The sequence below is a fragment of the Streptomyces rishiriensis genome (genome assembly GCF_003112535.1).
GTDB lineage: Bacteria > Actinomycetota > Actinomycetes > Streptomycetales > Streptomycetaceae > Streptomyces > Streptomyces rishiriensis.
The window spans coordinates 83,154-96,221 of record NZ_BEWA01000030.1 but is presented as its reverse complement, the minus strand read 5'-3'; the positions used below and the strand labels follow the sequence as shown (position 1 = coordinate 96,221).

The 13,068-nt window shown below is 71.7% G+C and carries 14 protein-coding genes; 12 read left to right on the top strand and 2 right to left on the bottom strand.

Going from position 1 to position 13,068, the window contains the following annotated elements; all coding sequences use genetic code 11:
- Positions 1-166: 166 nt before the first annotated feature.
- Complete coding sequence (locus Sri02f_RS37790; protein ID WP_109005828.1) at positions 167-1,294, top strand: ferrochelatase; 1,128 nt, start codon at positions 167-169, stop codon at positions 1,292-1,294.
- A gap of 8 nt (positions 1,295-1,302) precedes the next feature.
- Positions 1,303-2,118, top strand: coding sequence for an inositol monophosphatase family protein (locus tag Sri02f_RS37785; protein WP_109005827.1), 816 nt, complete (start codon positions 1,303-1,305; stop codon positions 2,116-2,118).
- An 84-nt stretch (positions 2,119-2,202) separates the two neighbouring features.
- On the opposite strand, the gene Sri02f_RS41935 is transcribed toward Sri02f_RS37785, so the two are convergent.
- Entirely contained in the window at positions 2,203-2,376 is a 174-nt protein-coding gene (locus tag Sri02f_RS41935) for a hypothetical protein (protein ID WP_167467697.1), read from the bottom strand.
- Between the two features lie 414 nt (positions 2,377-2,790).
- Between Sri02f_RS41935 and Sri02f_RS37780 the strand changes: the two genes are divergently transcribed.
- The 4 genes from Sri02f_RS37780 (at position 2,791) to Sri02f_RS37765 (ending at position 6,363) form a co-directional block, all read left to right on the top strand.
- Positions 2,791-3,444 carry a response regulator transcription factor gene (locus tag Sri02f_RS37780; protein WP_003993508.1) on the top strand — a complete coding sequence of 218 codons (654 nt, stop codon included), beginning with the start codon at positions 2,791-2,793 and terminating at the stop codon, positions 3,442-3,444.
- A gap of 5 nt (positions 3,445-3,449) precedes the next feature.
- A complete protein-coding gene (locus Sri02f_RS37775) occupies positions 3,450-4,691 on the top strand; it encodes a sensor histidine kinase (RefSeq protein WP_109005826.1) in 1,242 nt (413 codons plus the stop codon).
- A gap of 396 nt (positions 4,692-5,087) precedes the next feature.
- A complete protein-coding gene (locus Sri02f_RS37770) occupies positions 5,088-5,384 on the top strand; it encodes a DUF4193 domain-containing protein (protein ID WP_003993510.1) in 297 nt (98 codons plus the stop codon).
- 13 nt (positions 5,385-5,397) lie between these two features.
- Complete coding sequence (locus Sri02f_RS37765) at positions 5,398-6,363, top strand: hypothetical protein (protein ID WP_109005825.1); 966 nt, start codon at positions 5,398-5,400, stop codon at positions 6,361-6,363.
- A 45-nt stretch (positions 6,364-6,408) separates the two neighbouring features.
- On the opposite strand, the gene Sri02f_RS37760 is transcribed toward Sri02f_RS37765, so the two are convergent.
- On the bottom strand, positions 6,409-6,873 hold the full coding sequence (locus Sri02f_RS37760) for a DUF3093 domain-containing protein (RefSeq protein WP_109005824.1): 465 nt from the start codon (positions 6,871-6,873) through the stop codon (positions 6,409-6,411).
- Positions 6,874-6,931: 58 nt separating this feature from the next.
- Here Sri02f_RS37760 and Sri02f_RS37755 point away from each other — a divergent pair, with 58 nt between their 5' ends.
- From Sri02f_RS37755 to Sri02f_RS37730, 6 genes are all read left to right on the top strand, one after another.
- On the top strand, positions 6,932-7,516 hold the full coding sequence (locus Sri02f_RS37755; RefSeq protein ID WP_109005823.1) for a PaaI family thioesterase: 585 nt from the start codon (positions 6,932-6,934) through the stop codon (positions 7,514-7,516).
- Positions 7,513-8,064 (top strand): dUTP diphosphatase, encoded by a 552-nt coding sequence (gene dut, locus Sri02f_RS37750; protein WP_109005822.1) that lies wholly within the window; start codon positions 7,513-7,515, stop codon positions 8,062-8,064. The genes Sri02f_RS37755 and dut overlap by 4 nt, the downstream gene beginning before the upstream one ends.
- 1 nt (position 8,065) lies before the next feature.
- The gene (locus Sri02f_RS37745) at positions 8,066-8,830 is read left to right on the top strand and encodes a DUF3710 domain-containing protein (RefSeq protein ID WP_109005821.1); all 765 of its coding nucleotides are present in this window, start codon (positions 8,066-8,068) and stop codon (positions 8,828-8,830) included.
- A gap of 315 nt (positions 8,831-9,145) precedes the next feature.
- Positions 9,146-11,779 carry a DUF4118 domain-containing protein gene (locus Sri02f_RS37740; RefSeq protein WP_109005820.1) on the top strand — a complete coding sequence of 878 codons (2,634 nt, stop codon included), beginning with the start codon at positions 9,146-9,148 and terminating at the stop codon, positions 11,777-11,779.
- Complete coding sequence (locus tag Sri02f_RS37735) at positions 11,773-12,489, top strand: response regulator (RefSeq protein ID WP_109005819.1); 717 nt, start codon at positions 11,773-11,775, stop codon at positions 12,487-12,489. The genes Sri02f_RS37740 and Sri02f_RS37735 overlap by 7 nt, the downstream gene beginning before the upstream one ends.
- Positions 12,490-12,667: 178 nt before the next feature.
- Positions 12,668-13,066: an OB-fold nucleic acid binding domain-containing protein gene (locus Sri02f_RS37730; RefSeq protein WP_109005818.1), complete on the top strand. Its 399-nt coding sequence runs from the start codon at positions 12,668-12,670 to the stop codon at positions 13,064-13,066.
- Positions 13,067-13,068 lie beyond the last annotated feature (2 nt).

Sequence of the window (13,068 nt, the reverse complement as noted above, 5' to 3'; positions counted from 1 at the left end):
CGGGGGCGTACGGGCCCGGCAGAACCGGTAAGGCGTGAATACAGCTCATACAGCTGACGAGCGAACTTAGGCAACCCTAACGCACCCTCGGGAGCCGGGTTCGCGTCCGGGCGCGCCGGGCCCCCGCCGTTTACCGGCCGCCGGAGCCGGGTGGCAGGATCGACTCATGCCAGACGCGCTCGATGCCACCCCCTACGACGCCCTGCTCCTGCTCTCGTTCGGCGGCCCGGAAGGCCCGGACGACGTGGTCCCGTTCCTGGAGAACGTGACGCGCGGGCGCGGCATCCCCAAGGAACGCCTCAAGGAAGTGGGGCAGCACTACTTCCTGTTCGGCGGGGTCAGCCCCATCAACGACCAGAACCGCGCCCTGCTGGACGCCCTGCGCAAGGACTTCGCCGACCACGGCCTGGACCTGCCGGTCTACTGGGGCAACCGCAACTGGGCCCCGTACCTCACGGACACCCTGCGCGAGATGACCGCCGACGGCCGCCGCCGCGTCCTCGTCCTCGCCACCAGCGCCTACGCCTCCTACTCCGGCTGCCGCCAGTACCGCGAGAACCTCGCCGACTCGCTGGCCGCGCTGGAGACCGAGGGCCTCGCACCGCCCCGGGTCGATAAGCTGCGGCACTACTTCAACCACCCCGGCTTCCTGGAACCCATGATCGACGGCGTGCTGCGCTCGCTCGCCGACCTCCCCGAGGACGTCCGCGACGGCGCGCACCTGGCCTTCTCGACCCACTCCATCCCGCTCACGGCCGCGGACGCCTCCGGCCCCGTCGAGGACCACGGCGACGGCGGCGCGTACGTGAAGCAGCATCTGGAGACCGCGCGGCTGGTCGCCGACGCCGTCCGCGAGCGCACCGGCGTGGACCACCCGTGGCAGCTCGTCTACCAGTCCCGCTCCGGCGCCCCGCACATCCCCTGGCTGGAGCCGGACATCTGCGACCACCTGGAGGAGCGGCACGCGGCCGGCGTCCCGGCGGTCGTCGTCGCCCCCATCGGCTTCGTCTCCGACCACATGGAGGTCCTCTACGACCTCGACACGGAGGCCGAGGCCAAGGCGCGCGAGCTGGGCCTGCCCATGCGCCGGTCCGCCACCGTCGGAGCCGACCCCCGCTTCGCCGCCGCGATCCGCGAGCTCGTCCTGGAGCGCGCCGCGGTGGAGAGCGGCCTGGACGTCACCCCGTGCGCCCTCGGAGCGCTCGGGCCGAGCCACCACCTGTGCCCGGTCGGATGCTGCCCCGCCCGCGCCCCCAAGCCCGCCGCCGCGGGCGCCGACAGCCCCTACGCGTGAGGAACGGCGTGACCGACCCCCTGCACACCGAACTGCTCGCACTCGCCCGGGAGGCCGCCCGCCGCGCCGGTGAGCTCCTGCGCGACGGCCGCCCGGCCGACCTCGCGGTCGCCGCCACCAAGTCCAGCCCCATCGACATCGTCACCGAGATGGACATCGCGGCCGAGAAGCTGATCACCGGCCTGATCTCCGACCGCCGCCCCGACGACGGCTTCCTCGGCGAGGAGGGCGCCTCCAGCGAGGGCAGCAGCGGCGTCCGCTGGGTGATCGACCCCCTCGACGGCACGGTCAACTACCTCTACGGGCTGCCCACGTGGGCCGTCTCCATCGCGGCCGAGCAGGACGGCGAGGCCGTGGTCGGCGTCGTCGAGATCCCCATGCGCGGCGAGACGTTCCACGCCGTGCGCGGCGGCGGCGCCCGGGGGACCGGCGCCTGGGCAGGGGAGCGCGTGCTGGCCTGCCGCGCGGCGGCCCCCCTCGACCAGGCCCTGGTCTCGACCGGCTTCAACTACGTCACCGAGGTCCGCGCCCACCAGGCGGACGTCGCTCAGCGGCTGATCCCGCTGCTGAGGGACATCCGGCGCAGCGGCTCGGCCGCCGTCGACCTGTGCGACGTGGCCGTCGGCAGGCTCGACGGATACTACGAGCGCGGTCTGCACGCCTGGGACCTCGCCGCGGGCGACCTGATCGCCCGGGAAGCGGGCGCGCTGACCGGTGGACGGCCCGCAGAGCGCCCCGGACGCGATCTCGCGATCGCCGCCACCCCGGGCGTCTTCGAGCCCCTCCAGCGCCTGCTGGAGGACTTCGGCGCCTGGCACGACTGAGCACGGCCGGGCCGCCGTCGCGCGGACACGCGGAGGGGCCCCGGCGCTGGATTCGCCGGGGCCCCTCCGCGTACGCGCCTACCGCTAGACGCTCGTCGCGCCGACCTCCACACCGTGCTCGGCGGCGAGGCGACGCAGGTCGTCGAGCTCGGCCTGCTCCACCTCGACGAGGAAGTCGTCGCCCTCGTCGCGAGCCCGCGTCAGGTCGGTCTCGGTCGCCCTTATGCGCTGCAGAAGTCCTGCGGTGAATGCGTCCATGCTGCGCCCCCTCGTCCTGGGTCGTGGGTCGGTGGCACGGGGGTGTGCCGGGTTGGGAAGGGGCGATCACGTCTCTCACAGGTGCCCAGCGCTGCCCTGCCGGGCGGCGACGGTGCCGGACACCCACGCCCGCTCTGCGGCAAGCGGATCGCGGAGTGCCACATGGTGCAGCGGCACATGCAGAGGGTGATCGCGGGATGTAAAGCCGTCCTCCCCTCGCTCCCTTCCGCGGAAACCTCAACCGGACGAGAAAATCTCGCATTCCCGGGCCTCACATCCGCCCTTCATGTACCGCCCACCCGTCTTACCGCCGACTTATGGCCGAAAAGGGCAGGATGGACGCAACACTCACCGAGACCCCCGCCCGCGTGCGTCCAAGGACGCTACGCGGGTGGACACAGGAAGGACTGCGACGTGCGCGTACTCGTCGTCGAGGACGAGCAACTGCTCGCCGATGCGGTGGCCACCGGACTGCGCCGGGAGGCCATGGCCGTCGACGTCGTGTACGACGGTGCGGCCGCCCTGGAGCGCATCGGCGTCAACGACTACGACGTGGTCGTCCTCGACCGCGACCTCCCCCTCGTGCACGGCGACGACGTCTGCCGCAAGATCGTCGAACTCGGCATGCCCACACGCGTGCTGATGCTCACGGCCTCCGGCGACGTCAGCGACCGGGTCGAGGGCCTCGAGATCGGCGCCGACGACTACCTCCCCAAGCCCTTCGCCTTCAGCGAGCTGATCGCCCGCGTGCGCGCGCTCGGCCGGCGCACCAGCGTGCCGCTGCCGCCCGTCCTGGAGCGGGCCGGCATCAAGCTCGACCCCAACCGCCGCGAGGTCTTCCGTGACGGCAAGGAGGTGCAGCTCGCGCCCAAGGAGTTCGCCGTCCTGGAGGTGCTCATGCGCAGCGAGGGCGCCGTGGTCTCCGCGGAGCAGCTCCTGGAGAAGGCGTGGGACGAGAACACCGACCCGTTCACCAACGTCGTGCGCGTGACCGTCATGACGCTCCGCCGCAAGCTGGGCGAACCGCCGGTGATCGTCACGGTCCCCGGTTCGGGTTACCGGATCTGACCGCCGTGGCATCGACACCCGCGCCGCCCCAGGCGCCCCCCAAGCCCACCTGGGACCCCCGGAGCCCGCAGCTGCCCTTTCCGTGGCTCCGCCCGACCATCCGCATACGGCTGACCCTGCTGTACGGCGGCATGTTCCTGATCGCCGGCATCATGCTGCTGTCGATCATCTACCTGCTGGCGGCGCAGGCACTCCACGAAGGCAGCGGCCAGGCGTTCACGGTGACCGGGAGCGACTACGACGTCAGCAGCCCCACGTGCCCTCAGCTGGACGCGGCGACCAGCCAGGCGCAGTTCAGCGCGTTCCTCAAGCAGTGCGACGCCGTCCAGCGCCAGCACGCTCTCGACGATCTGCTGAGCCGCTCCCTGCTCGCCCTCCTGGGCCTGGCGATCATCGCCTTCGCCTTCGGCTACGCCATGGCCGGCCGCGTGCTGTCACCGCTCGGCAGGATCACCCGCACCGCGCGCGCGGTGGCGGGCTCGGACCTGTCCCGTCGTATCGAGCTGGACGGCCCGGACGACGAGCTCAAGGAGCTGGCCGACACCTTCGACGACATGCTGGAGCGCCTGCAGCGCGCGTTCACCGCCCAGCAGCGCTTCGTGGGCAACGCCTCGCACGAGCTGAGAACACCGCTGGCGATCAACCGCACCCTGCTGGAGGTGCATCTCTCCGACCCGGGAGCGCCGGTGGAGCTGCAGCAGCTGGGCAAGACGCTGCTGGCGACCAACGAGCGCAGCGAGCAGCTCGTAGAGGGCCTGCTGCTGCTCGCCCGCAGCGACAACCAGATCGTCGAGCGCAAGCCGGTGGACCTCGCGGAGGTCGCCGAGCAGGCCGTCGACCAGGTGCACGGGGAGGCGGCGGCCAAGGGGGTGGTGATCCGCGGTGAGCAGAAATCCGCGGTCGTTCAGGGCAATGGCGTCCTTTTGGAGAGGATCGCGCTGAATCTCGTGCAGAATGCCGTGCGGTACAACGTGCCCGAGGACGGCTGGGTCGAGGTGACCACCGACGTCCGGCACGGCCAGGCGGTTCTGGTCGTGTCGAACACCGGCCCGGTCGTGCCGGCGTATGAGATCGACAACCTGTTCGAGCCGTTCCGTCGGCTGCGTACCGAGCGGACGGGCAGTGACAAGGGGGTCGGGCTCGGTCTGTCCATCGTGCGGTCCGTGGCCCGGGCGCACGGCGGCCATATCGTGGCCGAGCCGCGCGAGGGGGGTGGGCTCGTGATGCGGGTCACCTTCCCTGTCTGAGACCATGTCGCCGACACACGCGGGGATGTTCGCTTTGCGCGGAATTTTCCGGGCCTACGACCAGCCTCTCCATGTGTGATCGATCACAGGGGCGAATTTCCGGCCATCTACTCTCCGTGATCATTAAGGCCCGTGCAAAGCCCGGAAAATCCGGGTTTTCGGGGGTCCCGATCACGGGAAGTACACGGTGAGACGCCTTTGAAGTGCGGCATTCGGACCGTGTACGGTCCCGATCGCCATCCAAGCCGATCACTCGTGAGGAGTTCGGTTGGGTGTCGATTGAGTAACAGACCTTGATGTGAGGCAAAATCTCCGCCTCGAGGCGGGCACAAGTCCGGCCTCTCACGCGTTACGTGCGCTGGAGACACCGCAGACACCCAGAGGGGGAGAGGCGAAATGGCTACCGATTACGACACCCCACGCAAGACCGACGACGACGTCGACTCAGACAGCCTTGAGGAGCTGAAGGCCAGGCGGAACGACAAGTCCGCCTCCGCAGTCGATGTCGACGAATTCGAGGCCGCCGAAGGTCTCGAACTGCCCGGCGCAGACCTCTCGAACGAGGAGCTGGCCGTCCGGGTGCTGCCGAAGCAGCAGGACGAGTTCACTTGCATGAGCTGCTTCCTGGTGCACCACCGCAGCCAGCTGGCCCGGGAGAAGAACGGCCAGCCGATCTGCCGCGACTGCGACTGAGGCGGGGTCGGCCGTGACTGGCTCGACCCCTCCCCGGAAGCGCCGCTTCCCCCTGCGGGGAACGGACAAAGGGCCGTCCGACGGCCCTCACGGCGTGCGTGACGACGAGCGAGGCTCATCCGGTACGGGAGCAGTCCCGGCGGGATCTGCCTCGCTCGAACCCGCGGCGGACCGGAATGACCACCCGGCGCCCGCGCAGAGCGCCGCCCCCGTCGCAAGGCGGAGGGCGGCGGTCATCCGGGACAAGGCCACGGGCCTGGCCCGGGAAGGCGCCCGACAGGGCGGCAAACGGGCCAGGGCGGGCCTCGGGCACCTGGCCGACCGGATCATCGACATCGCCCCCCGGGTCCCCGTACGCGACCTCCAGACGCTTCGACGGCAGTTCCCCGGTCTGGGGCCGGAAGAGATCGCGGACAAACTCGTGACCGGCGCGGCCAACGCCACGTCCACCGTGGGCGCGGGCATCGGTGCGGCGGCGATGCTGCCCGTGCCGCCCGCGATGCCGACCGAACTGGCCGCGGAGATCACGGGGGTCGCGGCGATCGAACTCAAGCTGATCGCCGAACTCCACGAGGTCTACGGCCTGCGGCCGGCGGGCAGCCTCAAGGACCGCAGCACCGCGTATCTGCGCTCGTGGTCGGGCGAACGCGGAGTCGACGTGCTGAAGCCGTCCTCGATCAACTCGGCCCTGGGCGGCCAGATGAAGCGCGAGCTGCGGCAGCAGATCATGAAGCGCATGGTCCGCGACCTGCCGAACCTGATGCCCTTCATGGTGGGCGCCCTCGTCGGCGCGGTCATGAACCGGCGGGACACCAGAAGGGTCGCCGCGAAGGTCCGGGCCGATCTGCGCAAGATGCAGGTGCCCTGGGAGGAACTGCGGGAACTGCCGGCGCTGGAGAAGCCCGCGGACCCGCTGACCATGGAGGAGATCCCCGGAATCCGCGGGATCCCCGGAATCCCCGACGAGCCCGGCCGCTGACGTCCGGGGCCGCACGGGTCTGCCGACGGCGGCCGGGGTTCCCGGTTACGCCTTCGCTTCCCGTGCCGCCGCGAGGGCCTGCGCCAGGCGCTCCGGCTCCCGCGTCGACAGATACAGGTAGGGCGTGGGGTCGTCCGGGTCGGTGACCTCCACCTTCAGGGCCGTGGGGATGTACGAGCGCAGCAGCAGGAAGGCGCGGGTGTCCGCCTTGTGGGTGCGCCAGGCGCGCGCCTCCTCCGCGTCCAGGACCTCCGCCTCGCCCAGGGCGGCGACCGGGATCTTCGCCTCGCCCGCGATGAGGGAGTCGCCCACGACCCGGATGCGCAGGGAGCCGTAGGAACTGCCCACGACGGCCGCGACGGCGGTGCCGCCCACCAGGCCGCCCAGCAACGGCAGGGTGCCGAAGGGCAACAGGATCAGGGCCATGGAGACGCCCACCAGGAACGAGACGAACCACCACGAGCGCGGGGCCGTGAGGCGTTCTTCGTAAGGGGCGGCGGAGAGCTGCATGGAGCCAAGCTTGGCACGGTGTCCGGATATCACGGACGCGCGGGTAAGGTCTGCGGCTGTGAGTGGTACTTCCGCAGCTCTTGAGCCTCCGGCCGACGCCGTGAAACCCGTGCGTCACCCCGACGCTCCCGCACCCGGTGAGCTTCTCGGCGCCCACTACGAACACTGTTTCGGATGTGGCGGCGGGCAGGTTCACGGGCTGCACCTGGAGACGCGGGCCGGCGAGGGGGTGAGCGTCACCGCCGAGTTCACCGTGCAGCCCGCTCACCAGGGTGCGCCCGGTCTCGCGCACGGCGGGATCCTGGCGGCGGCTCTCGACGAGACGCTCGGCTCGCTGAACTGGCTGCTGCGGACGGTCGCGGTGACCGGACGGCTGGAGACCGACTTCGTGCGGCCCGTCCCCGTCGGCGCCACGCTCCACCTGGAGGCCGAGGTGACGGCGGTGGCCCGCCGCAAGATCTACTCGAGTGCCACCGGCCGGATCGGCGGGCCCGACGGACCCCTCGCCGTCCGCGCCCAGGCGCTCTTCGTCGAGGTCGCGGTCGAGCACTTCGTGCATCACGGCCGCGAGGAGGAGATCCGGGCCGCCATGAGCGACCCGGACCGGATCAGGCGCGCCCGCGCCTTCGAGGTGAACCCGTGAGCCGTGACGCGCTGAACGTCCTGATCCGGCGCGTCGACCCCGACGTACCGCTTCCGGCGTACGAGCACCCCGGGGACGCGGGGGCCGATCTGCGCACCACTCGGAGCCGGGAACTGGCGCCGGGGGAGCGGGCCGTACTGCCCACGGGGGTGTCCATCGCCCTGCCCGAGGGGTACGCGGCCTTCGTGCACCCCCGTTCGGGGCTGGCCGCCCGATGCGGCGTCGCCCTCGTGAATGCCCCGGGGACGGTTGATGCCGGGTACCGTGGGGAGATCAAGGTGATCGTGGTGAATCTCGACCCGCACGAGTCCGTGCGGTTCGAGCGCTTCGACCGGATTGCCCAACTGGTCGTCCAGCAGGTCGAGAGGGTCCGCTTCCAGGAGGTGGCGGAGCTTCCCGGATCGGCGCGGGCCGCAGGGGGCTTCGGGTCCACCGGCGGCCATGCCGCTGTGGGCGGTGCAAGCGGTACAAGCGGTCAGGCCGCCGAGGGCGGCGCGACGGGTGGGAATCGATACGCTTCGGTCGTATCCGACCGGGAAGGACAGTGACGTGTTCGGACGTCGCAAGAAGAAGGGTGCCGCCGAGGACGCGGCCGGCGAGGCCGAGCAGGTCGTCGACAGTGTCGACGCTGAGGCGGACGACGTAGAGGGCGAGCGCGAGCGCGTGCGGCTCGAGCCGGAGCCGCGGCCCGACGGGCCCTGGGACGACTCCGAGGTGCGCGACCCCGCTGAGGGCCGTGTCGACCTCGGCGGGCTCTTCGTGCCCGGGGTCGATGGCATGGAGCTGCGGGTCGAGGTCGCCGGTGACGCGATCGTCGCCGCGACCGTCGTGCTGCGCGACAGCGCCATCCAGCTGCAGGCCTTCGCCGCTCCCAAGCGCGAGGGCATCTGGGGTGAGGTGCGCGAGGAGATCGGCTCCGGCATCACCCAGCAGGGCGGCATCGTCGACGAGGTCGAGGGCCCGCTGGGCTGGGAGCTGCGGGCCCAGGTGCCGGTGCAGCTGCCCGACGGCACGAGCGGCTTCCATGTCGTGCGGTTCGTCGGCGTGGACGGCCCCCGCTGGTTCCTGCGCGGGGTGATCTCGGGTCAGGGTGCGGTGCAGCCGCAGGCGGCGGGTCTGCTGGAGCAGATCTTCCGCGACACGGTCGTGGTGCGCGGCGAGGGTCCGATGGCGCCTCGCGACCCGATCGTCCTCAAGCTGCCGAACGACGCGCAGATGGTGCCCGAGGGCATCCAGCAGCAGGACGAGAGCTCCCGCTTCTCCGGCGGCATGGGCCAGCTGCAGCGCGGACCGGAGATCACCGAGGTCCGCTGACCCGCCTGCCCACTGAAACGCCGACTGCCCGACTCGTCGGCGGAACGCACGGCTGACAGGGCCGCATCCCCACCGGGGGTGCGGCCCTTCGGCATGCTCCCCGCCGCCGTTGCACAACCGGCTGGGCATCGCGATGAGCCCGCGTGAACCGATGCGGGGGGCTCGACCGATGAAGGGCTGAGGGGCGCAGGCGTCCGCCAGGCGTCAGGGTTGCGTCAAAGGCGCGCCCCGCCCCTCGGCTCGCCCCTCGTCCCGGAAATGTTGGCCGTAAGGTCGACGCTGCGTAGGCAGCAATGACAGGAAGACAATGAGGCCATGGCACGCGGCAAGCTTCGGATCTACCTCGGCGCCGCACCTGGCGTGGGCAAGACGTACGCCATGCTGTCCGAGGCCCATCGCCGGGTGGAGCGCGGCACGGACTGCGTGGCGGCGTTCGTCGAGCATCACGGCCGCCGGCGCACCGAGGTGATGCTGCACGGGCTGGAGGAGATCCCGCGCCGCGAGCTGGAGTACCGGGGCGCCGTCTTCACCGAGATGGACGTGGACACCGTCCTCGCCCGCGCCCCGAAGGTCGCCCTGGTGGACGAACTCGCCCACACCAATGTTCCGGGCTCGCGCAACGCCAAGCGCTGGCAGGACGTGGAGGAACTGCTCGCCGTCGGCGTCGACGTGATCTCCACGGTGAACATCCAGCACCTGGAGTCCCTGGGCGACGTCGTCGAGTTCATCACGGGCGTCCGCCAGCAGGAGACGGTGCCCGACGAGTTCGTCCGGCGAGCCGACGAGATCGAGCTGGTGGACATGTCGCCGCAGGCCCTGCGCCGGCGGATGGCGCACGGCAACGTCTACCAGCCGGACAAGGTCGACGCGGCCCTGTCCAACTACTTCCGGCCCGGGAACCTCACGGCGCTGCGCGAGCTGGCCCTGCTGTGGGTCGCCGACCGGGTCGACGAGTACCTGCAGCAGTACCGCAGCGAGCACCGGGTGTCGGCGATCTGGGGTTCGCGCGAGCGGATCGTGGTCGGGCTGACCGGCGGACCGGAGGGGCGCACCCTCATCCGGCGGGCGGCGCGGCTGGCGGAGAAGGGCGCCGGCGGCGAGGTGCTCGCCGTGTACATAGCGCGCAGCGACGGGCTCACCTCGGCCTCGCCCAAGGAGCTGGCGGTGCAGCGCACCCTCGCGGAGGACCTCGGCGGCACCTTCCACCACGTGATCGGCGACGACATACCGGCCGCGCTGCTCGACTTCGCCCGCGGGGTCAACGCCACCCAGATCGTGCTCGGCTCCTCGCGCCGCAAGGCCTGGCAGTACGTCTTCGGGCCCGGGGTCGGCGCGACGGTCGCCCGGGAGTCCGGGGCCGACCTCGACGTCCACATCGTCACCCACGAGGAGGCCGCCAAGGGGCGCGGGCTGCCCGTGGCCCGCGGGGCCCGGCTCGGGCGGGCCCGGATCATGTGGGGCTGGCTGGTCGGCGTGGCCGGCCCGGCGCTGCTTGCGCTGCTGCTGAGCACCGTCCATCTCGGTCTCGCCAACGACATGCTGCTGTTCCTGGCGCTCACGGTGGCGGCGGCGCTGCTGGGCGGCCTGCTGCCCGCGCTGGCCTCGGCCGCCGTGGGCTCGCTGCTGCTGAACTACTTCTACACGCCGCCCCTGCACCGCTGGACCATCGCCGACCCCAAGAACATCGTCGCCATCGTGATCTTCGTCGGCGTGGGGATCTCGGTGGCGTCGGTGGTGGACCTCGCCGCCCGGCGCACCCACCAGGCGGCCCGGCTGCGGGCCGAGTCGGAGATCCTGTCCTACCTGGCGGGCAACGTCCTGCGGGGCGAGACCAGCCTGGAGGCGCTGCTGGAGCGGGTGCGGGAGACCTTCGGGATGGAGTCGGCGGCGCTGCTGGAGCGGGCGGACGACCGCTCGCCGTGGACCAGGGCCGGCCACGTCGGCTTCGGGCGACCGGTCGAACGGCCCGACGACGCCGACGTCGAGGTGCCGGTCGGCGACCGCACGGCCCTGGCGCTCACCGGGCGGGTGCTGCCCGCGGAGGACCGCCGCGTGCTGGCCGCGTTCGCCGCGCAGGCGGTCGTCGTGCTGGACCGGCGGCGGTTGCAGGAGGAGGCCGACCAGTCCCGCGCGCTGGCCGAGGGCAACCGCATCCGCACGGCGCTGCTGGCCGCCGTCAGTCATGACCTGCGCACACCGCTGGCCGGGATCAAGGCGGCCGTGTCGAGCCTCAGGTCCGACGACGTGGCCTGGTCCGAGGAGGACCGGGCGGCGCTGCTGGAAGGCATCGAGGACGGCGCGGACCGCCTCGACCACCTGGTGGGCAACCTGCTGGACATGTCCCGCCTCCAGACGGGCACGGTCACGCCGATCATCCGCGAGACCGACCTCGACGAGGTGGTGCCGATGGCGCTGGGCGGAGTGCCCGACCCGCAGGCGAGCGTCGAGCTCGACATCCCCGAGACGCTGCCGATGGTCGCCGTCGACGCCGGGCTGCTGGAGCGGTCGGTCGCCAACCTGGTGGAGAACGCCGTCAAGTACAGCCCGGGCGACGCACCCGTCCTGGTCTCGGCGAGCGCCCTGTCCGACCGGGTGGAGGTGCGGGTCGTGGACCGCGGGCCCGGCGTCCCCGACGAGGCCAAGGAGCGGATATTCGCCCCCTTCCAGCGCTACGGCGACGCTCCGCGCGGGGCCGGAGTGGGGCTGGGCCTCGCGGTCGCCCGGGGCTTCGCCGAGGCCATGGGCGGCACCCTCGAGGCGGAGGACACCCCCGGCGGAGGGCTCACCATGGTCCTCACCCTCCGCGCGGCCGGACGGGGCCCCGGGGCACCGCCAGGCCCGGACGCCGGGTCGCACCCCGGCCCGGACCCCGCGTCGCAACCCGTTGGACCAGTAAGGCCCGGAAGACCAGTAGGACCCGTAGGACCTGAAAGGCAGGCCTCATGCTGAGCCCGGCTGGGGGGACACCCCAGGCCCCCACGAGGGTGCTCGTGATCGACGACGAGCCGCAGATCGTGCGCGCCCTCGTGATCAACCTCAAGGCCCGCAAGTACGAGGTCGACGCCGCCCACGACGGCGCCACCGCCCTCCGGCTCGCCGCCGCCCGTCACCCGGACGTGGTCGTCCTGGACCTCGGACTGCCGGACATGGACGGCGTGGAGGTGATCAAGGGGCTGCGCGGCTGGACCAGGGTGCCGATCCTGGTGCTGTCCGCCCGCCACTCCTCCGACGAGAAGGTCGAGGCGCTCGACGCGGGCGCCGACGACTACGTCACCAAGCCGTTCGGCATGGACGAGCTGCTGGCCCGGCTGCGGGCCGCCGTCCGCCGCGCCGAGCCCGGCGGGGGCGGCGAGGACGAGGTCCTGGTGGAGACCGACGAGTTCACCGTGGACCTCGCCGCGAAGAAGGTCAACCGGGCCGGGAGAGACGTCCGGCTGACGCCCACGGAGTGGCATCTGCTGGAGGTCCTGGTGCGCAACACCGGCCGCCTGGTCAGCCAGAAGCAGCTGCTGCAGGAGGTGTGGGGGCCGTCGTACGGGACGGAGACGAACTATCTGCGGGTGTACATGGCACAGCTCAGACGCAAGCTGGAGGCGGATCCCTCGCATCCGAGGCACTTCGTCACGGAGCCCGGGATGGGATACCGGTTCGAGCGGTAGGTCGTGGGGAGGCCGTGCGGAAGGCCCCGTGGCCTCGGACCCGGACCCGGAGCCGGACCCGGACGCGGGACAGGGACACGGGTGCGGGTACGGCGGGCCGCCATGGCGACGGCCTCCGGTGCGGCAGGGGCGCGGCCGCGGGTACGGCTCTGTCGGCGGGCCCCGGTACGCTTCAGATATGAGCGCTGTTCCTCGTTCCGAAAAGCCGGTCGGCCGGTTCCGGCGCATGCTCGACCGGCTCTCCTCGTCGCAGGAGGACCTGGAGTCCGAGGAGCTGCGAGAGGACGCCGAGACGGCCGGCTGCACGCGGATCGGGGACTGCCAGGACCGGCAGATCGTCACCGTTACTGGTACCTTGCGCACGGTTACCCTGCGGCCGCGCGCCGGAGTCCCGGCCCTGGAGGCCGAGCTGTTCGACGGCACCGCGGCACTCGACGTGGTGTGGCTGGGCAGGCGCTCCATCGTGGGCATAGAACCGGGGCGCAAGCTCATCGCATCGGGCCGGGTCTCCATGAGCCGTGGCCGTCGGGTGCTGTTCAACCCCAAGTACGAACTGAGACCCCTGGGTAGGGAGTAGCC

Coding starts and splice junctions, on each gene's coding strand:
- Sri02f_RS37740 (WP_109005820.1), top strand. CDS start 9,146: ATGGCACGCGGCAAGCTTCGGATCTACCTCGGCGCCGCACCTGGCGTG.
- Sri02f_RS37735 (WP_109005819.1), top strand. CDS start 11,773: ATGCTGAGCCCGGCTGGGGGGACACCCCAGGCCCCCACGAGGGTGCTC.
- Sri02f_RS41935 (WP_167467697.1), bottom strand. CDS start 2,376: ATGGACGCATTCACCGCAGGACTTCTGCAGCGCATAAGGGCGACCGAG.
- Sri02f_RS37760 (WP_109005824.1), bottom strand. CDS start 6,873: ATGCAGCTCTCCGCCGCCCCTTACGAAGAACGCCTCACGGCCCCGCGC.
- Sri02f_RS37790 (WP_109005828.1), top strand. CDS start 167: ATGCCAGACGCGCTCGATGCCACCCCCTACGACGCCCTGCTCCTGCTC.
- Sri02f_RS37730 (WP_109005818.1), top strand. CDS start 12,668: ATGAGCGCTGTTCCTCGTTCCGAAAAGCCGGTCGGCCGGTTCCGGCGC.
- Sri02f_RS37770 (WP_003993510.1), top strand. CDS start 5,088: ATGGCTACCGATTACGACACCCCACGCAAGACCGACGACGACGTCGAC.